This is a genomic window from Parabacteroides goldsteinii (assembly GCF_020091425.1).
GTDB lineage: Bacteria > Bacteroidota > Bacteroidia > Bacteroidales > Tannerellaceae > Parabacteroides > Parabacteroides goldsteinii.
The window spans coordinates 1,019,109-1,041,379 of the sequence record NZ_CP081906.1 but is presented as its reverse complement, the minus strand read 5'-3'; the positions used below and the strand labels follow the sequence as shown (position 1 = coordinate 1,041,379).

15 protein-coding genes are annotated in these 22,271 nt (G+C 43.1%); 2 read left to right on the top strand and 13 right to left on the bottom strand.

Annotated elements, in window-relative coordinates; all coding sequences use genetic code 11:
- Positions 1-8 precede the first annotated feature (8 nt).
- From K6V26_RS05200 to K6V26_RS05170, 8 genes are all read right to left on the bottom strand, one after another.
- A complete protein-coding gene (locus tag K6V26_RS05200; RefSeq protein ID WP_010799929.1) occupies positions 9-3,146 on the bottom strand; it encodes a SusC/RagA family TonB-linked outer membrane protein in 3,138 nt (1,045 codons plus the stop codon).
- A gap of 159 nt (positions 3,147-3,305) precedes the next feature.
- A complete protein-coding gene (locus K6V26_RS05195; RefSeq protein WP_317197528.1) occupies positions 3,306-6,905 on the bottom strand; it encodes a hybrid sensor histidine kinase/response regulator transcription factor in 3,600 nt (1,199 codons plus the stop codon).
- A gap of 75 nt (positions 6,906-6,980) precedes the next feature.
- A complete protein-coding gene (locus tag K6V26_RS28635) occupies positions 6,981-7,421 on the bottom strand; it encodes a ligand-binding sensor domain-containing protein (RefSeq protein WP_317197527.1) in 441 nt (146 codons plus the stop codon).
- A gap of 83 nt (positions 7,422-7,504) precedes the next feature.
- Positions 7,505-9,973, bottom strand: coding sequence for a glycoside hydrolase family 2 TIM barrel-domain containing protein (locus K6V26_RS05190; protein ID WP_224264783.1), 2,469 nt, complete (start codon positions 9,971-9,973; stop codon positions 7,505-7,507).
- 26 nt (positions 9,974-9,999) lie between these two features.
- Positions 10,000-11,244, bottom strand: coding sequence for a glycoside hydrolase family protein (locus tag K6V26_RS05185; RefSeq protein WP_224264782.1), 1,245 nt, complete (start codon positions 11,242-11,244; stop codon positions 10,000-10,002).
- Positions 11,245-11,292: 48 nt separating this feature from the next.
- Positions 11,293-12,459: an alginate lyase family protein gene (locus K6V26_RS05180; protein WP_224264781.1), complete on the bottom strand. Its 1,167-nt coding sequence runs from the start codon at positions 12,457-12,459 to the stop codon at positions 11,293-11,295.
- Between the two features lie 149 nt (positions 12,460-12,608).
- Positions 12,609-13,448 carry a DUF5032 domain-containing protein gene (locus tag K6V26_RS05175; protein WP_007652781.1) on the bottom strand — a complete coding sequence of 280 codons (840 nt, stop codon included), beginning with the start codon at positions 13,446-13,448 and terminating at the stop codon, positions 12,609-12,611.
- A gap of 103 nt (positions 13,449-13,551) precedes the next feature.
- Positions 13,552-15,813, bottom strand: coding sequence for a cation:proton antiporter domain-containing protein (locus K6V26_RS05170; RefSeq protein ID WP_224264780.1), 2,262 nt, complete (start codon positions 15,811-15,813; stop codon positions 13,552-13,554).
- A 137-nt stretch (positions 15,814-15,950) separates the two neighbouring features.
- Between K6V26_RS05170 and K6V26_RS05165 the strand changes: the two genes are divergently transcribed.
- Positions 15,951-16,814 carry an alpha/beta hydrolase gene (locus tag K6V26_RS05165; protein WP_224264779.1) on the top strand — a complete coding sequence of 288 codons (864 nt, stop codon included), beginning with the start codon at positions 15,951-15,953 and terminating at the stop codon, positions 16,812-16,814.
- 293 nt (positions 16,815-17,107) lie between these two features.
- Here the strand turns inward: K6V26_RS05165 and K6V26_RS05160 are convergent, their stop codons facing one another.
- The 3 genes from K6V26_RS05160 to K6V26_RS05150 all read right to left on the bottom strand — a co-directional run bounded on the left by K6V26_RS05160 (position 17,108) and on the right by K6V26_RS05150 (position 20,485).
- Positions 17,108-19,324, bottom strand: a complete 2,217-nt coding sequence (locus K6V26_RS05160; protein ID WP_224264778.1) for a GH92 family glycosyl hydrolase — start codon at positions 19,322-19,324, stop codon at positions 17,108-17,110.
- A 103-nt stretch (positions 19,325-19,427) separates the two neighbouring features.
- Positions 19,428-20,285, bottom strand: coding sequence for a twin-arginine translocase subunit TatC (tatC, locus tag K6V26_RS05155; RefSeq protein WP_010799940.1), 858 nt, complete (start codon positions 20,283-20,285; stop codon positions 19,428-19,430).
- A 5-nt stretch (positions 20,286-20,290) separates the two neighbouring features.
- On the bottom strand, positions 20,291-20,485 hold the full coding sequence (locus K6V26_RS05150) for a Sec-independent protein translocase subunit TatA/TatB (protein ID WP_007652767.1): 195 nt from the start codon (positions 20,483-20,485) through the stop codon (positions 20,291-20,293).
- Positions 20,486-20,625: 140 nt separating this feature from the next.
- On the opposite strand from K6V26_RS05150, the gene fabD reads away from it, so the two are divergent.
- Positions 20,626-21,507, top strand: a complete 882-nt coding sequence (fabD, locus tag K6V26_RS05145; RefSeq protein ID WP_224264777.1) for an ACP S-malonyltransferase — start codon at positions 20,626-20,628, stop codon at positions 21,505-21,507.
- A 71-nt stretch (positions 21,508-21,578) separates the two neighbouring features.
- Here the strand turns inward: fabD and K6V26_RS05140 are convergent, their stop codons facing one another.
- Both K6V26_RS05140 and K6V26_RS05135 read right to left on the bottom strand, forming a co-directional pair.
- The gene (locus K6V26_RS05140; RefSeq protein WP_007652764.1) at positions 21,579-21,986 is read right to left on the bottom strand and encodes a type II toxin-antitoxin system VapC family toxin; all 408 of its coding nucleotides are present in this window, start codon (positions 21,984-21,986) and stop codon (positions 21,579-21,581) included.
- Positions 21,983-22,234 carry a DUF6364 family protein gene (locus tag K6V26_RS05135; protein WP_007652757.1) on the bottom strand — a complete coding sequence of 84 codons (252 nt, stop codon included), beginning with the start codon at positions 22,232-22,234 and terminating at the stop codon, positions 21,983-21,985. The genes K6V26_RS05140 and K6V26_RS05135 overlap by 4 nt, the downstream gene beginning before the upstream one ends.
- Positions 22,235-22,271 lie beyond the last annotated feature (37 nt).

Below are 22,271 nucleotides of genomic sequence, written 5' to 3'. Positions count from 1 at the left end.
CGATTTAATTAGAATTCAAGATTTACACCAAATGAAATAATACGGTTCTGCGGATAATAGACCAGACGCGTACCTTTTGTCGAATTATAGTTACGTTCCGGGTCACCTCCCTGCGGGAATTTAGTAAATGTCAGCAGATTATCACCGGAGAAGTAGAAACGCAGACGTTCGATCTTCGCTTTGCTTGTCAATGCTTTCGGTAAGGTGTAACCGAATGTCAGGTTCTTCAAACGGAAGTAAGAAGCATTGTATAACCAATAAGTACTTTCACGTTGATTCTTTGCGCCTCCCAGATCGGCAAAATACAGGCGGGGATATTTAGCATCCGTATGCTCTTCTGTCCACATATTGTCTATATAATCCTGAGAGATCGGTGAACCCTGGTAGAAAGGACGTAATCCCCAACCACTGGCATAATGTTTGACTCCCTGCACACCTTGTCCCATCAAAGAAAGATCAAATCCTTTCCAACTGGCAGCCAGGTTCACTGTATATTCGAAGTCCGGTAAACGGCCGTCCAAAACCTTACGGTCATTTTCATCGACTACACCGTCAGGAACCCCATTCGGACCACTGATATCGGCATATTTGATATCACCCGGCAAAGTCTTGTCATTAAATTGCTTAGGAGAATTAGCAACATCTGCTTCATCCTTGAAAATACCGATTGCTTCATATCCGTAATACGACTCGTAAGGTAAGCCCTCCTTATAGATTAAACCTTTAGAAGAGTCAATATAATCAGTACCATATTTTGTCAATTCGTTTCTCGTACGATCAAAGAAGACACCGGCATTATAACTCAACCCTTTAAATACACCTTCCTGAATATATCCGTTATAAGCCAATGACACTTCAATACCTTTATTGACCATTTCACCTGCGTTGATATAAGGAGCTTTCAAACCTAATAATGAATTACTCTGTGCTTCACGCAAAATATCATATGTTCTTTTCTTATACCAATCGAAAGTTACATTGAAACCATTAAAAGCTGTAATATCGATACCAAAGTCACCAATAGAAGTAGATTCCCATTTCAGGTCACGATTAGTAAGAGCTGTCTGAGCCACACCGGCATTCAGGTTTGAATTATCAAAGCTGTAATCCTTACCGGTTGTAACCGAGGCATAATAAGAATAAAGATCTATATTCTGGTTACCCAGGATACCCCATGACCCACGCAACTTCAGGCTGTTCAACCATTCCCAGTTCAGTTCTTTCATCCACTCTTCTTCTGTCACACGCCATCCCAAAGAGAAAGAAGGGAATATCCCCCAGCGAGAATCGGAAGAAATACGGGAAGAACCGTCATAACGAGCATTTACTTCCAACAAATAGCGTTGTTTGAATGCATAGTTTGCACGGAAGAATGCGGACATAATTCCCCACTCCTCTGATTTACCAGAATTAGTCTGTACGGAAGCAATACCGGTATTCAACTCATGCAATGGGAAATCGTAGTTCTGGCGATAGCCGGAAAGGTTGTCCAGTTTATAATATTCCAGATTATAACCGGCCATTACAGAGAAATCATGTTCTTTATTTGGAGTTGCCCAGTCATATTTCAAATAAGTATACAAGTTATAATAAGAACTATTATTCATCGTACTGGTTAATCCTGTACCTCCGGTATTCAGCGTTCCATTCTGTTTGCCATCGTGATAATAATAGATCGGTGTAGCCATAGCTCCCCAAATTTTTTCATGTTGCTGTTTGTAACGCATGGCACCTTTTGTATACCACGTCAAACCTTTGATCGGATTTACTTCCAACCAGGCCTGTGCATTTACATCCGTATTGACATTCGTCTTAAAATTTTCAGTTTCTACAATGGCAACCATATTCTTATTGTTAGACTCAAAAGAAAATGCCTTTGAAGCATAACGTTTAATTCCTGTACCATCATCCGGGAGCCAAGGCATATAAGTTGGAGCCTGCGAAATTGTAGACAGGTAAGCATCCGTATCACCCTGGCGTGTTTCCTGACGATTGCTGCGGCTACCGGTAAAATACATTCCAAATTTTACCCAATCATTTACTCGTGAAGTAAGATCAAGTGTTGCATTGTAACGTTTAAACTCCGAACCTTTCAATGTTCCGGGCTGATTGACCATACTTAAAGATGCATTATAAGATGTTTTACCAGTTGTACCTGCAATACTCAGATTATGCTGTTGTACAAATGCCGGATTAAACATATAGTCAAGCCAGTTGAAACTCGGGTACTTGGTTGGATCAGACGGATTAGTATAATTAGCAATCATTTCATCCGAATAACGGTCGGTAGCCGGAGCACCGGAATTATCTTTAGCCATATTAAAATACTTCATATAGGTAGGAGAATCCCAAATCAGATCTAACAAAGTAGTCGGATTGTAAACAGCAAAGTTTCCGTTATAGCGGATAGAAACACGTTCTTTCACCTCCGAACCATTCTTTGTAGTAATCAAAATTACACCGTTTGCAGCACGCGAACCATAAATAGAAGCCGAAGCAGCATCCTTCAACACAGAAACACTTTCAATAATGTTCGGGTCGAGGGAGGCGAGGTCTCCCTCGACACCGTTAATCAGGATTAACGGATCGGAACCGGTACCGGAATAAGTACCCTGACCACGTACACGGATCTGAACTGATTCGCTACCTGGCTGACCTTTATCGGAAGTGATACGCAAACCCGGCATCTGGCCTTGCAACATAGTAGATGTATTGGCTACCGGACGTTTGGCAATTTCTTCTCCCGTCACGGCAGAAACGGCACCGGTCAGGTTCACCTTTTTCTGCGTACCGTAACCTACTACGACTACTTCATCCAGATTCTGGGTATCTTCATGGAGAGTAATTTTCAGGCGGGCATCACTTGTTACTTTTATTTCCTGGTCTTTGTAACCAAGATACTTTACTAATAAAACATCGCCGGTTTTAGCCGGGACAGTGAAGTTCCCTTCTACATCTGTAATAATACCTGTGGTTGTTCCTTTCACTAGTACAGATACCCCGATCATCGGCTCTCCGAATTCATCCAGAACGATTCCGGAGATAGTCTGTGTTTGCGCGAACAAACTTAGACTTGAGTTAAACGCCACCATTAATAATAATAATCGCCAAAACGATTGAGTGGCCCTTTTGATTTCTTTTTTCATTTAATCATGGATTTAATTAGACTTAAAATTTCAACAAATTCAATAACACAAAGAAACATATTCTCTTTTTTACAAAAGAAAACATGCTTCCAATTTAGTATTAAATTATTCTATATGAATAGATTGATACAAAAGTGACAGAAAAGTGATACGATTTTATCAGCAGCCCTGTTCCTGATTGTTTTTCATCTGCACAAATTCAGTGGGAGTGCATCCATAAAAAGCCTTAAAGGAATTGGAGAAGTAAGAGTGACTGTTAAATCCAAGATGTGACGCAATTTCAGAAACATTCATTTCGGATTCTTTCAACAATTTTGCCGCCATCTCGAGGCGTTTGTTACGGATCAATTCCATCGGTGAAAGTTCGGTGATGGATTTGAGTTTACGATAGAGATTTGCACGACTGATACCGATTTCCGTGCATAATAATTCGACATCCAGCTTTTCATTGGATATGTTTTTCTCGATCACATCAAACAGTTTCTGGGAGAAACGTTCGTCGGCCGACTTCACCTCGATCCCCATCACATCCGGGGAGAAACGTTTTCCATAGAGTTTTTTCAATTGCTCCCTCGAGGCCAGCAGGCTGCGGATACGTGTCTGCAACACGTCCATATTGAATGGTTTCACAATATAATCGTCCGCTCCCGCCTGGAATCCTTCCTTGATATGGACTACCATCGAACGGGCAGTCATCAGAATAACCGGGATATGTCCGATGCGGATGTCATTCTTGATCATCGTACACAGTTCCAGTCCGTCGCGCTTCGGCATCATGATATCGCTAAGTACCAGGTCTGGGAAATCCTGCACTACTTTTTCGTAAGCCCTCACCCCATCGGCTGCTTCAATGACAATATATTCGGCTTCCAGGCTTTTCTTCAGATAATCACGCACATCCTTATCATCCTCGACCAGCAAAATCTTATATTTAGGTTGATCTTTATTCTCCGTCACCGGCAACGAGACCAATATATCCTCCGTATTCGTTATTTCCGCAATTTTATCTATTTCCCTGCTCTCTATCTGTTCTTCGGAGAATGCCGAACGGGATACCGGAAGGATAACGACAAAGCAAGCACCTTTTGTTTCCGTATGATCCACATAAATTACCCCACGATGGAGTTGTACAATCGTATAAACAAGACTCAGGCCGATACCTGTCCCCGACAAATTTATACCGGACGTTTCAGGAATCTGATAGAAAGGAGTGAATATCTTATCCGCCTCTCCTTCTTCAATCCCTTTACCGGAATCTTTGACTTTCAGGATTACGTAATGAATGTTTTCATCTTTATACAATCCGTCAGTCCGTTTCGGGTCCAGTTCTTTCAGGGTTACTTCCGACACCTCCATAAGAACAGATTCACCGGAAGCCGTATATTTGAAGGCATTCGACAAGAGGTTAAAGACAACTTTTTCCAAGAGGGATTTATCAAACCAGCCATTGATCGTTTTAGGAGTACAATTCAGGGTGAATTTGACTTCATTGGTCAAAGCAATCTGATTGAACGCATAATAGATTTCTTTGATATATTCGCAGATATCTCCTTCACTTACCTTCAGGTCCATGCTACCCGCCTGGTTCTTATGCAGGTCCATCAGCTGATTGACAAGAAGCAAAAGTTTTTGAGCGTTCTTATAAATAATGGATAGCTTGTCATGCAACTCTGCCGGAATATCCACCCGTTTGACCAGTTCTTCAAACGGAGTGATAATCAGCATTAAAGGGGTACGCAACTCATGAGAGAAGTTTGTGAACAGGCGTATCTTTGCCTGATGAAATTCTTCCTGTTTTTGTTTCTCCAGTTGTTTCATCTTCAGCCCGGCTTCCAGGTTACGTTTGATATTTACATAATAAAGAATTCCGTAAATAATAGCCGCTAAAGCAATAACATAAAACAGATAAGCATACCAGGTCCTCCACAGAGGCGGCTGCACGATAATAATCAATGAACGTCCTTCCTCATTCCAGACACCGTCATTATTAGAGGCTTTTACGAGAAAAACATATTTGCCGGGACTCAGGTTGGTATAAAATGCGGAATTACGTTCTCCTACATAGTTCCAATCCGTATCATATCCTTCCAGTTTATAAGCATACTGATTTTGCGTCGCATAAATATAATTCAAGGCCTGGTAAGTGATTGAAAAGTTATTTTCATTATAAGCCAGGCGGATCGTTTCCATGCCGTCCAATACCTTATCCAGGATAGCAGATTCATCGCCGACTTTCACCGGATGGTTGTTAACAGATAATTGCTCCAGCACCACAGGCGGAATATTATTATTTTTATCCATCGCCTCCACATGGAATGTCACAAAACCGTTGCTTCCGGCAAAACAAAGACTTCCATCCGGCAAGGCGATGCCACTATGCAATGTAAATTCACGAATATCTATTCCGTTATGACGATGATAATTCCTGACTTCATCTTTCGCCGGATCAAACATGATCAGGCCGTTTACCGTACTCATCCATAACCGCTGATCGCTACTTTCCACCAACGTACAGATATTATTGTCCAGCAAACCTTCCCTGACAGTCATTATCCGCCGGATCGCTTTCGATTCATCCAGTTGAAAAATACCACCTCCGTAGGTTGATCCCCATATCTCACCGGATTGAGTCCGGACAATCGCCGATATATAATTATTGGAAATCCTGTATTTCTCAACAGAAGCCTCATTGGAATATTTTGTCAGCTGTTTTTTATGCGTATCGAAGCGGAGCAATCCTTCGGCCGTACTTCCCAGCAAAAAGACACCGTCTTCTTCTTCCAGAATACAACGTACATTTGAAAAATAGATCGGTTCATCTACATTATTATAAAAGGTAGTAACCAGGGAATCATTCACAAAACAGGTCAGTCCAAATTCGGTCGATGCGCCACCCACCCACAAAACACCATTATGATCGCGAATGATAGAATAGATGGAATATTCAATCGGATACTGATGATACAAAGAGAACTTTTTGGTTTTGATATTAAACTTGTAGATTTCTCCTTTAGTCGTTCCGCACCAGACATAGCCGTCTTCGTAAAAAACGGATTTAATGATATTCGTATTAAATGCGAACCGGACGGAAGGATCGATCAGGTAATAATGTGACTCATTCGTCCGCTTGTTATAATTCAATAACCCGTACCCTTCTGTCGCTATCCATAAATCTTCAGGAGATTCATACGTAATCGCTCCGTAAATACCGGTCCTGATATTCAATTCTTCCTGCGGTTTATGAAGGACAAAGCGGTTTGTGAATTTATTCAGATAATTAACCCCTCCGGCAAATGTCCCGACCCACAGCGTTTTATCCCGGTCTACACAAAAACAATAAACCGAATAATGGCTCAACGACTTGTTTATATCATCGTAACCGGCCACCTTTACAATCCGTTCGGTCGCTTTATCCAAATCAAAAATGCCATCAAACGTACCGATCAGCAACTTCCCCTGCCATTCGATTATACAACGCACCGAGTTATTGCTCAATCCGCTGTTTAAATTAGTATATGAGGTCACCTCGTTATCACGCAGATTGATTTTATTCAATCCGCTATTCTTACAGCCAACCCATATCTGCTTCTTATCATCTTCATAAATGGAAGTAATATTATTGTTATTCAATGGCATATTTTTAGATTCACTCGTAAACTGACTGATCAGATTCATCTGATGGTCACATAGGAGCAATCCTTTGTTTCTTGTACCGATCCAAAATCTGCCTGAGCTATCTTCCACCAAAGTCACTATCATTGCTCTTTCAGTATCATCTTCTATAGGGATATATTCAAAATGGTCTCCCTCCCTGTTATAGCAATTCAACCCCTCCTAGGTTCCAACCCACAGACAACCCGAACGGTCGGTGTATACCGTAGAAATACTATTGGCAACCAATCCGTTTGTCTCCAGGTTATAGCGTTTAATCTCATTTGTGTTCAGATCTATCCGGTTCAGTCCATTATTGGTTCCTACCCAGAGGTAACCTTCTTGATCTTCGGTAATGGAGGTGACGGAGTTATTCGACAGGCTCTGCTCATTTCCGTCTTCCCGATGATAGATTTTATATTCTTTTCCATTAAAACGGTTCAGTCCGTTCTTGGTGGCAAACCACAAATATCCTCTCGAATCCTGATAAATAGTCATCACAGAGAGTTGGGAAATCCCTTCATTCAGATCTGAATTAAAAGAATACAGATAGTTTGTCTTTTCTGCATACAGTGTTAGTACGGAAAGGATTAGAAATAGTATAGATAAAGATTTCCTGATCATACTTGTTGTATCTGATTTATGTAGAACAAAAATAGTAAAAGTTTTGGTTAATGATCAAGAGAAAAGTAACATTCAAATCAGATTTACTGTATTTCCATAAATACAGTCGGTATCCCCTCTGACTTAACGGCTACTATGCTCTTTCCTTTATTCAGATTTACTTTGATGCGGGCCCTGCCGTTATAGGCCTGAACCTTACGGCTGCCGGTAGATGTTCCCTGATTCTGAATCAATGTTCCATCACCTACCAGTTCAAATTCAATATACTTTTTTGAATCGAGGCAGCGAACGCCTTCCTTATCGTAAAGCTGAGCTTCCAACAACGCCATATCGCCTTCACGTGATACGATATGTACTGTAACAGAGGCTTCTTCTCCCCATTTTGCCGTCTGATATTCCTGGCTGATCTCATCCGTAATCTTTGTCTTTCCTTTTACGGCCACAGCACGGATCTCGTTCTTTCCTTCTTCATATACACAATTCCAACGCAGTCCGGCCGCCGGATAATCCTGACTGTTGCGTTTCTTCACACCCTGGCTGACACCGTTCATGAACAACTCCACCTCGTCGCAGTTTGAATAGACCAATATTTCTTTGCGGTCTCCCTGGTTACCCCAGCGCACCGGCCAGCTATGCCCGTAAATATGTACCATAGGCTCAGTCGTCCAGTATGACTGAAAGACATAATAACTTTCTTTCGGAGTGAAATCACGCTCTATTACCCCTTTCTGATTCACATACGGGACCGGATTTTCGGGACGTACAGGAGTTGAGAAATCCTTGAACGGCCAGTAAGCAGCCCCAGTCAGCCACGGCATTGTTTCCTGCTCTTTCAGATGCCAGTCGATCAGGCGGACAATATAACTTTCCGACCAGTCACCATCCTTCGATGCACGGGCGGCACCACCGTATAAAGAAGCATCCCCGGCACGTTCGTCGGCACCATTACCAGACTCAATACCTTTCAGATTGGCAAACACATTCTCTGAATGACGGCGGGCATGGCTGTCTCCCCCCCACTCCACATGCAGGAAACGTTTTACCTTCTGCATCTCCTGTTCCGAAACGGATTTATAATCGGTAAATACCCCACGATACCATCCCGCCCAGATAGAAGGAGAATAAACATCCACTATATCACTACAAAACTCGCAACGACGGATAGCCGTCATACGGGTATCATCCAAGCGATGAGCCAGATCATGCAATTCCTTCATAAAAGTACGGATAGCCCCTTTATCGAACTCACTGAAATCGTTGGGCCAATCGTTTTCGTTGCCCAGTCCCCAGATAATAACGGCCGGGTGATTATGATGCTGATCGATCATATTAGTCAGCATACGGCGGGCCTGTTCCTTATATACCGGGCCTCCCAGGCCTCCGCGGCACCAGGGGATTTCTTCCCAGACAAGGATACCCAATGAATCACAAAGTTGAAGGATAATATCTGATTGCTGGTAATGTCCGAGACGGATAAAGTTTACACCCATATCCTTCATCAGCTGCATTTCCGTACGCATCATATCTTCAGTCATTGCCTGAGCTACTCCGGCATGATCTTCATGGCGGTGCGTTCCCTGAAGCAAAAGACGCCGGCCATTCAGGAAGAACGGGCCTTTTTCCTGAAATTCGAATTGGCGGAAACCGAAGCGTTCTTCCGCTGTCAATGTCTGTCCGTCAGCATTTATAGTCAATTCGCAAGTATAAAGGTTGGGAGAATCCACGTCCCACAAGAGGGGGGTCTTCACCTTTACTTCCGTCAGGAATTGATTGCCAAGAGGCTGAACATTTTCTATCGTTTGAGTAAATATCTGTTTGCGATTTGCATCATACACAGAAACAGTTACATCCGCCTTCCGTATATCCATCGGATTATAGAAAGAGGCTTTGACTTTTACAGAACCTTCTTTCCGGTTTGCCGAAAGTTCCGGTTCCAGGCGAATCTGTTCAAAAGAGGCTTTCGGTAGATAAACCAGGTTCAGGTAACGATACAGACCTCCGTAGAGATTAAAATCAGACAAATCGGACGGGATCATTTCCAGATCGCGCGAGTTATCGCAACGGATAGACAGAGGTATTTTTCCTTTGAAACGCTTCACCAGCTTATCATCCGCCATAAATGACTTCACGGCTTCCGTAATATCGACACTCCAACCGTCGTAACCACCTGTATGTTCTCCGACTAATGTGGTGTAAACATATACTTTTGTCTTCTGTCCGGCTCCTTCAAAATCCAATACGACACGGCCATCCGCATACGGATTATCAATTGTCAGCAGTGTTTTATACCAACCCGGTCCCTGATAATAATTCACATCGGGATCTACGGCATCTTCGGCATTAAAACAGTGGGGAAGAGTGACCTTTTGCCAAATAGGAACTGTCTCCGGACTTCCCGGTGAAGCAGGACGCACTACTTCCCAGATTCCGCCCAGATCACCTTTCAGGTATTCCCAGTTATCCGTTAATCGTATTTTTTGTTTAGATGGTACTTTCCCTGCCATCGAAAAGCAACAAAACAGGAAAAGACAGGAAAAAAGAATGTTTCTCATTATTTATTCGTTTTATATTAGTTAATTTACAATATTGCCGTTCCTTCTTTTTCCAGTTTCTGTTTCCGGAGGAGGGCTTCCAGATAATAATAATCAGCATATACAATCGGGACATCCACCTCCACATTGTGCATTTTAGAACCTGTGCTATGCAACAACAGGAAGCCTCTGTCTTTGCCGGCTGCCGCACGGTAATTTGCTGACAGGTTCTCTAAGATTGTATTTGCTTTTGTAATATAATCCTGACGTTTAGCCGGATCATACATGCTTAATTCATATAAAGCAGAAGCTGTAACAGTTGCAGCAGAAGCATCGCGAGGCTCATTGGGTATACCCGGAGCATTGAAATCCCAATAAGGAACAAGGTCTTCGGGCAATGTCGGACTGGAAAAGATATAATTCTCTATATGCTTCGCCTGTTCCAGAAACTCAGGCAAACCCGTTTCACGGTAACACACGGTATATCCGTAAAGTCCCCAGGCCTGTCCGCGCGACCAGGCCGATTCATGTGCATATCCCTGATGCGTATGTTTATGCAGCACTGCTCCGGTAATCGTATCATAGTCAACCACATGGTAAGAACTGTAATCATCGCGGAAATGATTCTTCATTGTCGTACGGGCATGATTTACGGCTACATTATAAAACAGAGAATCACCGCTTGTCCTGAACGCCCAGAAAAGAAGTTCCAGGTTCATCATATTATCGATAATAACCGGACAATCCCATTTATCCCGGCTATGGTCCCATGAGCGGATTATCCCCGCACCCTCTTTATAACGGGTAGTCAAGGTATAAGCAGCCTGCAACAGAACATCCTTATAAGCCACATCCCCCGTCAACCGGTAACCGTTTCCGAAACTACAATAGACCTTAAAGCCCATATCGTGCGTTCCGCCGTTCATCTTCTCACGTTCGATCAAGGCCGTTTGCTGCTGCGCCTTTTCTTTCCAGAAATCATCCCTGGTATATTCATACATGTACCAAAGTTCCCCCGGGAAAAATCCACTCGTCCAGTCGCGGGAAATAACCATATGCAACGTACCGTCCGGTTCGACATTACGCGGACTGGCCAACGGGCCCAGGTTTTGTTTATCACGTAATTCCTGCTTTTGTCTCGGTTCCGCACAACGGGCAGCATCCATCTCGACAAAAGCCAGCTTGAATTGTGTTCCGGCAAAAGCAAAGTTATCCTGAACCAGATCGGGTTTCTCGATTCCACAGGAAGCCATAGCAGCCAGTAACAGAAAAATAGGAGTTTTGAATTTCATATTTCTTCAACTAAATAAGATAAATCAATAATAACTAAAACAGAATAATCACAACCACAACAGCGGATGACGAAGGGGAAAATTCCGTATCACCTCATCATTCTCCGGAAAATGTTCCAGCTCCGACCAAAGGGAGAAATAATCTTCATCAGGCGTATCGCAGACGCTGAACAGCAAAGCGGTATGCGCCACCGGCCATTCATCCCAATACATCACATCTTTTTCAAACGGCCACGCAGACTTATCCTTTATATAGGGGCACAGCCAAGCCACCCCTTTCTGCATATTCCGTCCGTCTTTCGTTGTATATTGCCAGAGATTATTTGTATCATCGGAAAGGATATGGCACACTGTTGCCATAGTATCCAGATTGAAGAGGGAATATCCGTACGGTTTGGTTCTCGCCAATTCCAACGGAAAACTGCCATCCGTATCCATCTGTCCCGGTAACAGAACTGTTTGATAACGTTCACGACAGAAGTCCAGCACCTCTCTATTCCCGGTATACTTTGCAAACTGGGCCGCCTGCATCACCCAGCAGGTACCATGGTTGTTTTTGGCATTCATCTCATCCTTTCCGTAAGGATGGTTCGTCAGCCAGTATAAATAGTTGGAAAACCAGTCTTTGGTAGCAACGGCATCCTCATTGGAAAGCAAACCGGCCTGTTCCATTACGATCAGTGACTGCACGACTTCCAGCAGATGAATAGTATCGATTATTCCTATTCCACGGCCCGTAACAATTCCTTTTATTGCCTGGGCGTATTGAAGATCGGGATTCATCCGTGTCTCCGGATCAATGAACCAGGCACGGATATGTTTTAATGCCTGTACAATATATTTCTCATCTTTCGTCACGATCCAAGCAGAAGTCAGGTCTCCTACAATCGAACTGAAACGGATCATTGCATGGCGATGGGCAACAAAATTATCCGGATTCGTTTCCCCGTCACGCCGGATATAGGCACTGTCAGGATTAACCGGATCAGGCCACCAGTAATCACCTTCCGAATAAAAATCGTGTACCCCTCCGGCACTTCTCTCAGCGACAAAAGAAGTAATGGTGACAGGTTCTTGCGTTAAAGCCAGGTCTCCCCGGGTTATAATTTCCGTATGCAACAAATCTGATACCCGCTTTTGCAATCGCGTTCCGTCAGAACAACGACAGCATACAAGTATTGTTGCAGAAATCAATAATAACAATTTTAAATTCATGGCATAGACAGATTATTTTCTGTCCAAAATTACGCCAAGCATCTCTTTCCGGTTTTTAATATTATCGCAAAAGCTTGCAGATTTGTTACAAAAATGACATTTGATGAGATAATTATACAATACCGACAGATAATACTATCCGATCTTATTTAGTTTGTTTCATAATTATAAACAAAAGAATATTCATACGTATTCTGTCCGGCATCCAGACCTTCTACTGATTTTATATCTTCTGTAATAACCATGCCAGTGATATAGTCACCGACTGTCTGATAACGAAAAGTATATTCAGCACCATTTTTACTCTCGCCCAACGAATAACGGCTGGCCGATTCCGGTAAATTGCGGTTAGAGGTCCCGTATAACGAATTCAAAGGATTTACTAAATCCGGTGTTATCGGTCTCAATGTATTTAGCACACGGAACGGGAAATTGGCTGGGCACAACTGGCTACCATAGCTATAACTCACCTCATCACGCGGAAGATACTGATAAACAGTTACATTCCCGTTAGTCCACGTATATTTATCCAAAGATACCGGATCATTTTTCTTATATCCTCCTTCTTCCAACGGACGTTGAAAAATCCAATCAGCTTCAGTCAGATTGCTACGATCATATTTATATCGATATTCATTCTTCACATATTCCGCATTCGGGACATATTCATTGATAGCCCATTCCTGCTTATTTACGACCACATTTCCACTCATCTGAAAATCTTCCGTATGCACATTTGAAGCATCGATCACAGATATCTTATTTCCAGTATAAATCAAGTTAAAAGTACCTTTGGAAGTCGTTATCTTACTAACATTACCATCCTGATTGTAAATTATATCCAAAGAATATTCAGGGAAATCGGCCCCATTCTTTTTACAGGTAATCTTTGTTAACTTATTCAACTTCGGAAGAGAAGGTTTATCATCATCTCCGCAAGAGATCAAACCAATCACTAAAATCAACATCAAGCATACACACTTTTTCATAAGTTCTACTTTTATAATTCAACATCACAAAAGTAAAACATTTGGCAAAATAAAGGCGGAAGTAACCAATTTTAAGTAATCTCTACATTTTAATAACATGGATTCACTCCCCTTTTATCAGCTGCTGTATTTTATTTTTATCGCCCACTACCCAGACCAGGTCGTCCGGTTCGAACACCGTATCGTTATCCGGTGTCATCAGCGAATCCCCGTTACGTTCGATCGCAACAATCAGGCAGTTGTACCGCCGTCCTACATTCGACTGCAAAATACTCTGTCCGAGGAACGGGAAACTGTCATCGACTACAAACGAATTGACCGTAATCTCTTTCGGCTGCCCAGCCGAACAATCGGAACCATTCTCCTGATCTTCCAGCTTAGCCTGGAAGGCTTTCAACTGTTCGTCGGTCCCTACTACGACCACCTTATCCTGCGGATAAATATGATCGGAACCACCGGGGATATAGATTTTATGATCGCCACGGATGATCTCTACGATACTTACTCCAAAATCTTTTCTGAGCGGTATGTCCGACAGCGCTTTCCCTGCATAAGGAGAACAAGGGGAAACCGGTACTACGGCCAGGTGTATATCTTTATCACTTAACTGATTATTAAAACTGGTCTTCAACGGATTACGTTTCCGGTCGACCTCTTCCCTACGGTTCAGGTTAGTAAGAAAATGGGCTTCCAGCCTGGAATACTGGTTCAGGTCACGGCGGAACAGAATGATAAGGATCAAGACTCCTACTGCTATAATCGCCCCCACACCATATTGCACATGATAATATTTAATCAGTACGATCGAAACAAACAAAATGGCGACAAACACCCTGAACAACACTAACGCCACCAGTTTCCCATGATTATATTTATTATCCTTCCAAAGGCTCATAAACAACTCCGGCGAATTATTCTTGTTCGCCACCAATCCGGCCAGAAACGGTACCATCAGGAGAAGCGTCAGTACACTCATAATAATATTTCCCCACATATCCATCGCCGGAAACTTTTCTACAAGCAACGGATGAATAACCTGGGTGGAAAGTAACAAGATAGCCGTCAGTAACACCGAATGAATCAATACTTTTCCTACATAAATCTTTAATAGCTTACGCCAGTCGCTTTCATGGTTGATCGTTTTCGTTCCGGAAGAATAGCGGTCCAGAAAATCGCGTGTCTTATCCGGCAACACCTTGTACAGCCACTCCGCAAACGGTCCCGACAAACGGATAAAATAAGGAGTCGTAAAAGTCGTTATCACCGACACGGCAACGATAATCGGATAAACATACTCGTCGAGTACCTTCAACGACACCCCTAAAGCCGCAATGATAAAGGCAAATTCACCGATCTGAGCCAGACTGAAACCTGACTGAATAGATGTTTTCAGCGGTTGTCCGGACAGAAGTACACCGAAAGACGAAAAGAAAGCCTTCCCCACGATCGTCACCAAAGTGATCAGAATGACAGGCCATGCATATTGAACCAGGACAGCCGGATCGACCAGCATACCTACCGACACAAAAAAGATGGCGCCAAACAAATCCTTGACAGGCTTGATAATATGTTCGATGCGCTCTGCCTCTATCGTTTCGGCGAGGATAGACCCCATGATAAAGGCCCCCAAAGCAGCCGAGAAACCCGTTTTCGTCGCTACCACCACCATTCCCAGACACAAGCCCAGTGCAATAACCAGCAACGTTTCATCATTCATCAGTTTCTTCACCTTTTTCAGGAAAGCCGGAATAATAAATATACCTACCAGAAACCAAAGAATCAGGAAAAAGGCGACCTTCAGGATACTGCCGATCATTTCCTCCCCGGCAAACTCCTGGCTCACCGCCATCGTTGAAAGCAAGACCATCATAATAATGGCAACCAGGTCCTCGACGACCAACGTCCCGAACACAATCCCCGTAAACCGCTGGCTCCGCAACCCCAGATCATCAAAAGCCTTTATAATGATCGTTGTCGACGACATCGACAGCATCCCGCCCAGAAATATGGAATTCATCGTAGACCATCCCAGCAGATGCCCGACCAGATAACCGACGATCAGCATCGTTATCACCTCGGTCATCGCCGTAATAAAAGCGGTAGAACCGACATTCATCAACTTTTTGAAACTAAACTCAAGTCCCAGGGCAAACAGCAGGAAGACGACTCCCATCTCCGCCCACAAATTAATATTTTCAACGTCTACTACCGTAGGAAAAATCTGTACATAAGGCCCGGCCAGTAAACCGGCGACGATATACCCCAGTACCAGGGGTTGTTTCAGCCATTTAAATAATAAAGTTATTATCCCTGCGGATATAAGAATCAATGCAAGATCGGAAATCAAATCTGGTAAATGCGACATACAATATATTATTGATTAATCTGTTAGCTAACAAAAATAACATTTTTCCGTATTTTATCAAGTACAGCCGATGCTTTTTTATAACTTTGCTAGAAATAAATAAAAACATCTATCTATTTACTTAAATCTGTTAGTATATGAAAAACAAGATTATTCTCTTTCTTGTTCTGTGTTTCTGTTTTAATTTAGCAGGATTCGCACAAAGTACCGTTCATGAATCGGTCAAGTTCCAAAGTAAAAAGTTAGGAAAAGAAGTCTCCTACTCAATCTATCTCCCGGACGGATACAACAGCTCCGAACGTTATTATCCGGTGCTTTACCTGCTGCACGGTTATACCGATAATGAAACCATGTGGATACAAACCGGGCAGATGCAGGAAATTACCGACTGTGCCATCTGTAGCGACCAGGCCGTGCCTATGATCGTTGTCATGCCGGATGCCTGGGATACCTGGTATATCAACCAATACGACGGAAAGGTACCCTACGAAGACATGTTTTTTGAAGAGTTGATCCCCCATATCGAAAAGACCTACCGCGCCCGCAGTAACAAAGAGTTCCGTGCCATCGCCGGACTGTCGATGGGAGGTTACGGTTCGTTCCTTTACACCCTGCATCATCCGGATATGTTTTCCGCCTGTGCCCCGCTTAGTGCCGCTATTTTCGACGACAGCGTGATGGAACGTCGCCAGGCTGAATCACACAAAGACCTCTTCGGCCGCCTGTTCGGTCCCGGACTGGATTACTGGCACAAAAACAGCGTCTTAAAAATGCTTTCCGAACTGGATAAAGAGAATCTGCCCCGCATCCGTTATTACATTGACTGCGGAGACCAGGACGGTCTGCTGGATGGTAATTTCCAGGCCCATAAGATCATGCGGGAGAAAGGGATGAAACATGAATTTCGTGTCAGAGGCGGCGGACATACCTGGTTATACTGGCGCACGGCATTGCCCAACGTCCTGGAATTTGTCAGCGGAGCATTCCGGAGAAATCAATAGTAATCAGTACCAAGATCCTCCGAAACATACCGGTGCGCCCCACTATGCACAACAATTACATACTCACATTCCTGCGCCTGAAGACACGCTACTGCTTAGCTTCACAATGACACGCAGATGACGCATATTGGACAGATGAGCACAGATTTTAATTTTAAACATTGATCTGTGCTCATCTGCTTTATCTGTGTCATCTGTGGACCATATAGAAACTTGATACATTAAGTTCAATTATTTCTAAATTGGCATATTGGCTCATGTTTTCTATAATGAAACTATTGCCCATCAACTCATCATTTCTTATACCAAACCGGACCTGGCTGATTTCCCATTTCAAACTCAAGCGTTGCGCCGCTCATGATCTGGTCGTGGGTGATATAACTCTTGTCGTAAGGCTGGCCATTCAGTTTGACTGACTGGATATAGATATTCTCCGCATTTACTCCCGGAGCTAAAATCTTGAATACTTTACCATCCGCCAAATGCATTTTTACTTCCGGGAACAAAGGTGTTCCTATCTCATACTGTCCGCTTACCGGATCGACAGGATAAAATCCCATCGCACTGAAAACGAACCAGGCCGACATCTGTCCGCAATCCTCATTGCCACAGATACCATCCGGAGCATTCAGATACAAATCATGCAAAACCTGAGCCACATACTTCTGCGTCTTCCAGGGTTGTCCCACCTTATTATACAGATAAATAACATGATGGCTCGGTTCGTTGCCATGCGCATATTGTCCGATCATACCTGTACTGAAAATTGGCAGGTCTTCTTTCGCATCCGGAGCATACGTAAACATGCTATCCAGCTTTTCCGTGAAACGCTCCTTGCTGCCCAGCAAACCGATCAAGCCGTCCAGATCCTGCGGAACATACCAGAAATACTGCCATGCATTACTTTCGCAGATATCTTCCGTATAATCTTTCGCATTGAACGGAGTTACGAAATTCCCCTTTTCATCACGCGGCTGCATAAAGGTCGTTTCAGGATTATAGACATTGCGATAGTTCTGTGAACGTTTATAGAATTCATCCGCAATCGCTTTCTTTCCCATCTTTTCCGCCATACGGGCAATACAATAGTCATCGTAAGCATATTCCATTGTTTTGGATAACGACCAGTTCTCCCATTTTTCCGGATCACTGTTAGCCGGTACATATCCCAACTTCTTATACTCCCCGATACCCCGGTAATCATCCCGGTTAGCCGTAGCAACACATGCCTGTAAAGCCAGTTCCGGATTAAAAGTGCTGATTCCCTTCAGGTAAGCATCCACAATCACAGGAACAGCGTGATAACCGATCATCATATTCGTTTCATGTCCATACAGGTTCCACAAAGGAAGGGCGCCATTCTGTTCGTAGAATTTCAGGAAACCCTGAATCATATCGTTCACACGTTTCGGGTCCGTATACGTATACAACGGATGGGCTGCCCGGTAAGTATCCCACAAAGAGAAGGTCGAATAATTATTCCAACCGTCAGCCTTATGTATCTGATTATCCGGACCATAATACGAACCGTCCACATCACTGAAAATAGTCGGGGCGATCATCGTATGATACATGGCGGTATAGAACTTAACCAGGTCATCCGTATTATTGCCGTTCACTTCAATCTTCGACAATTCTTTGTTCCAGCGGGCAACAGCCTCCGTATGATAACGGTCGAAATCGTTGACCGGCACTTCTGCCTGAAGGTTCTTTGCCGCACCTTCCATGCTCACACCCGAAATAGCCGTATTCACCAGAATCTCTTCGTCCTTTTCCGTATTGAAATCGAAACGGGCTACATAGGCTGTACCGATACGCCCTTTATCCTTCGTCACAATCGCCGTTGTATCCATATGGTAAGCAACAAACGGTTTGGAGAAACGGGTCTGGAAATAGACATGCTGGTCGGGCGACCATCCCTGTGAAAAACGGTAACCGCGGATAGTAACGGAATCGACCACCTCGATATAAGAATCAAGCGTAAAATCCCAGTTCATCGCTTTCTTCAGATTCAGGAAAACGGAGGCTTCTGCCTTCGGGAACGTATAACGCTGGATACCGCAGCGTTCGGTAGCTGTCAACTCGACATTAATATTATAGTCTTTCAGCAACACCCGATAATAACCGGCCGAAGCTGCCTCGTCATTATGTGAAAAAGTAGAATAAATACCCAGCGGTGCTTCAGCCTCTTTATACGGGCGGGTCACCGGCATAAAGGAGATATCATATAAATCCCCTGCCCCGGTACCGGAAAGATGCGTATGGCTGAAACCAGCAATCGTCGTATCCGGATAAAAATAACCTGAGATACGGTCCCATCCGGGCAACCCGTTATCAGGACTTAACTGCACCATACCGAAAGGAGCCTGTGCTCCCGGGTAAGTATTCCCGGTAAAATCAGTACCGATCATAGGATTAACATACTGCGCATAATCCGCCTCCTGTTGTTTCTCCGGCGTGCAGGCCATCAAAGCCAGCAAGGAGACCGCCAATAAAGTGATGTGCCTCATTTGTTTATAAATTGTTTAAGTCTTGACAAATATACAAAAAGAGACGTAACATTTAAACAATGTACGTCTCTTTCTATAACTAAATTCCAATGTCTATGGTTTATTAACCTTCATTTTCTTCTTCGTCCTCTTCATCCGGTTCTTCTACCGGCGGTTTTCTTACAAAGAATGCACTTAATTCGTACAAACCGTAAAGCGGGAAGAACACGACACTCAGTGTAAACGGATCGCTACTTGGTGTTATAAATGCTGCGGCAACAAGCAATCCCACAATGGCATGGCGCCTGTACTTATGGAAAAATCCTCTGTGCAGCAATCCCAGCTTCGACAACAACCACGATACCAACGGCATTTCGAAAACAATCCCCATCACAAAGATCAGCATCAGGAAGTTATCCATATACGAATCCAGGGAAACCTGTTCCTTAATGTCAGGACTCAGCTGATAGGTTGCCAAAAAGCGGAGCGTCATCGGGAATACCATAAAATATCCCACTGCACATCCGAAGAAAAACATAATTGTTCCGAAAAAGAATACCCAACGAATATTCCTTTTTTCATTCTCATACAAAGCCGGGCTGATAAACTTCCATACTTCATACATCAAGTAAGGAAAAGTCAGAACCAAAGCCAGCCAGAAAGAAGTTGTCATGTGAGTGAAGAACTGGGATGCCAGTTTGATATTGATGATCTCCACATGAAAATCATCATTACAGAAATCCGGCAATACATCCAACCAGGGACTTACATTGATCATCCATTGGTTTAATTCACACAACCACTGATAAAGAATAAAATCGGAACGACAAGGTGCCGTGATAACGTGATTAAAGATATCACGCATAAAAGCAAAACTACCGATAGCAAAAACAAAGAGCGCCAGAATAGAACGGAATAAAGTCCAACGAAGTTCTTCCAGGTGGTCCCAGAAGGACATTTCATCTTGTTCCAATTCTTCCATTTCGTCTACTTCTTATCGTTGTCGTCCAGCTTAATGTCGTCTTCTAATCCTTTTACACCGTCTTTAAAGTTCTTCACACCTTTACCGATACCTTTCATCAGTTCAGGGATTTTCTTTCCACCGAAAAGTAACAACACAACAATGGCGATGATAACGATTTCGCCTGTACCTAAATTTCCTAAAAATAGTAATTCGTTCATGATATTATAAATATTAGTCGTTAATATTCTCCTTTTAATAGGGGCAAAGATACTATTTGTAACGAATAGTCACTCCATTATTCTAAATTTATTACCTTTGCACCGTCTTAAAAAACTGAAATTAGAAAAAGATTAGAAAGATGAAAGCTTATGTATTTCCCGGTCAGGGTGCACAGTTTGTCGGAATGGGAAAAGACCTTTACGATAACAATCCCCTTGCAAAAGAGATGTTTGAGAAAGCAAACGAAATTCTCGGTTTCCGCATTACAGATCTGATGTTCGCAGGAACAGACGAAGATCTGAGACAAACCAAGGTTACACAGCCTGCCATATTCTTACACTCGGTTATCCTCGCTAAAACTTTAGGCGACCAGTTCCAACCGGATATGACAGCCGGCCACTCCCTGGGTGAGTTCTCTGCACTTGTTGCAGCCGGAGCACTGTCTTTTGAAGATGGTCTGGTATTGGTTTCCAAACGTGCCATGGCTATGCAGAAAGCTTGCGAAGCCACTCCTTCCACGATGGCAGCCGTACTGGCTTTGCCGGATGCAACAGTTGAAGAAATCTGCGCAAGTATTACAGACGAAGTCGTTGTTTGTGCAAACTACAACTGTCCGGGTCAGCTGGTTATCTCCGGTTCAATCCCCGGTATCGACGCTGCCTGCGAAAAGATGCTGGCTGCCGGTGCAAAACGTGCATTGAAGTTGAAGGTGGGCGGTGCATTCCACTCTCCACTGATGGAGCCGGCCCGTGCCGAACTAGCTGCCGCTATCGAAGCAACTCCGATCCACAAACCTTCTTGCCCTGTTTACCAGAACGTAAGCACAAAAGGCGAAACCGACCCAGAAACAATCAAGGCCAACCTGATCGCCCAGCTGACAGCTCCGGTTCGTTGGACTCAGAGCGTTCAGAACATGATCGTCGACGGTGCCGACCATTTCATCGAATTAGGCCCAGGTGCAGTTCTGCAAGGATTAGTCAAGAAAATCAATAAAGAAATGACTACGGAAGGTATGCAATAATGAGCAATATATTATAAAAAAGGAGGTAAACAGTAATAATTTACCTCCTTTTTTATTTACAAACATACCAATTATAACTGAGATAAATATTCACCTGGAGTTAAAACTGATATTTTTGAATATTGAAAATCTTTTACATTCCTTGTTAAAATAACATCGACATTCTTGCTTAATGCAGAATAATATTGCAAAGCATCTTCATAATCCAGAAAAGAAGAAGCTAAAGCATCGTCTACAACCTTCTCATCTGCAATAGTCACCCTCGATAGCTGGCGAAAGTTTCGAAGTAATAATCTCATCTGCTCCTGTCCGTGTTTTCGTAAAAGATAGGAGGCTGTAGCATAAGTCATTGGAGAAACAAATAGAGTTATCTTTTTCTTATAAGCCAACGTGAAAATTGCAACTGCATCCTTATAAAAAGGCTCACGTTTATCTAAAAGATCAATAACGACATTGGTATCCAGAAAAACTTTTTTCATCGATATTTTTCCTCCAAGTATTTATGATAAGCTTTTCTGCCATTTAAATCATCATCGTCATCAATCTTTCCAGCCCCTAATAAACTCAATACAATATCAGGTATAGGTTCTTCGCTAACTTTTGGTTGCTGCACAAGACGATCCAAATAATTTTCTATGATAGAAGACAAATCCAGTCCTCTTTGCCGTGCATAAGCAACAGCTTTATCAACAACATTTTTATTTAATTTTATCTGTGTTGTTTCCATACATCATCTTTTTTGTCAAAGATAATCATTATTCCGT

Excerpts from the sequence above, each read along its gene's own strand:
- K6V26_RS05200 (WP_010799929.1), bottom strand. The coding sequence starts at position 3,146 with ATGAAAAAAGAAATCAAAAGGGCCACTCAATCGTTTTGGCGATTATTA.
- K6V26_RS05195 (WP_317197528.1), bottom strand. The coding sequence starts at position 6,905 with ATGATAGTGACTTTGGTGGAAGATAGCTCAGGCAGATTTTGGATCGGT.
- K6V26_RS28635 (WP_317197527.1), bottom strand. The coding sequence starts at position 7,421 with ATGATCAGGAAATCTTTATCTATACTATTTCTAATCCTTTCCGTACTA.
- K6V26_RS05190 (WP_224264783.1), bottom strand. The coding sequence starts at position 9,973 with ATGAGAAACATTCTTTTTTCCTGTCTTTTCCTGTTTTGTTGCTTTTCG.
- K6V26_RS05185 (WP_224264782.1), bottom strand. The coding sequence starts at position 11,244 with ATGAAATTCAAAACTCCTATTTTTCTGTTACTGGCTGCTATGGCTTCC.
- K6V26_RS05180 (WP_224264781.1), bottom strand. The coding sequence starts at position 12,459 with ATGAATTTAAAATTGTTATTATTGATTTCTGCAACAATACTTGTATGC.
- K6V26_RS05175 (WP_007652781.1), bottom strand. The coding sequence starts at position 13,448 with ATGAAAAAGTGTGTATGCTTGATGTTGATTTTAGTGATTGGTTTGATC.
- K6V26_RS05170 (WP_224264780.1), bottom strand. The coding sequence starts at position 15,813 with ATGTCGCATTTACCAGATTTGATTTCCGATCTTGCATTGATTCTTATA.
- K6V26_RS05165 (WP_224264779.1), top strand. The coding sequence starts at position 15,951 with ATGAAAAACAAGATTATTCTCTTTCTTGTTCTGTGTTTCTGTTTTAAT.
- K6V26_RS05160 (WP_224264778.1), bottom strand. The coding sequence starts at position 19,324 with ATGAGGCACATCACTTTATTGGCGGTCTCCTTGCTGGCTTTGATGGCC.
- tatC (WP_010799940.1), bottom strand. The coding sequence starts at position 20,285 with ATGGAAGAATTGGAACAAGATGAAATGTCCTTCTGGGACCACCTGGAA.
- K6V26_RS05150 (WP_007652767.1), bottom strand. The coding sequence starts at position 20,485 with ATGAACGAATTACTATTTTTAGGAAATTTAGGTACAGGCGAAATCGTT.
- fabD (WP_224264777.1), top strand. The coding sequence starts at position 20,626 with ATGAAAGCTTATGTATTTCCCGGTCAGGGTGCACAGTTTGTCGGAATG.
- K6V26_RS05140 (WP_007652764.1), bottom strand. The coding sequence starts at position 21,986 with ATGAAAAAAGTTTTTCTGGATACCAATGTCGTTATTGATCTTTTAGAT.
- K6V26_RS05135 (WP_007652757.1), bottom strand. The coding sequence starts at position 22,234 with ATGGAAACAACACAGATAAAATTAAATAAAAATGTTGTTGATAAAGCT.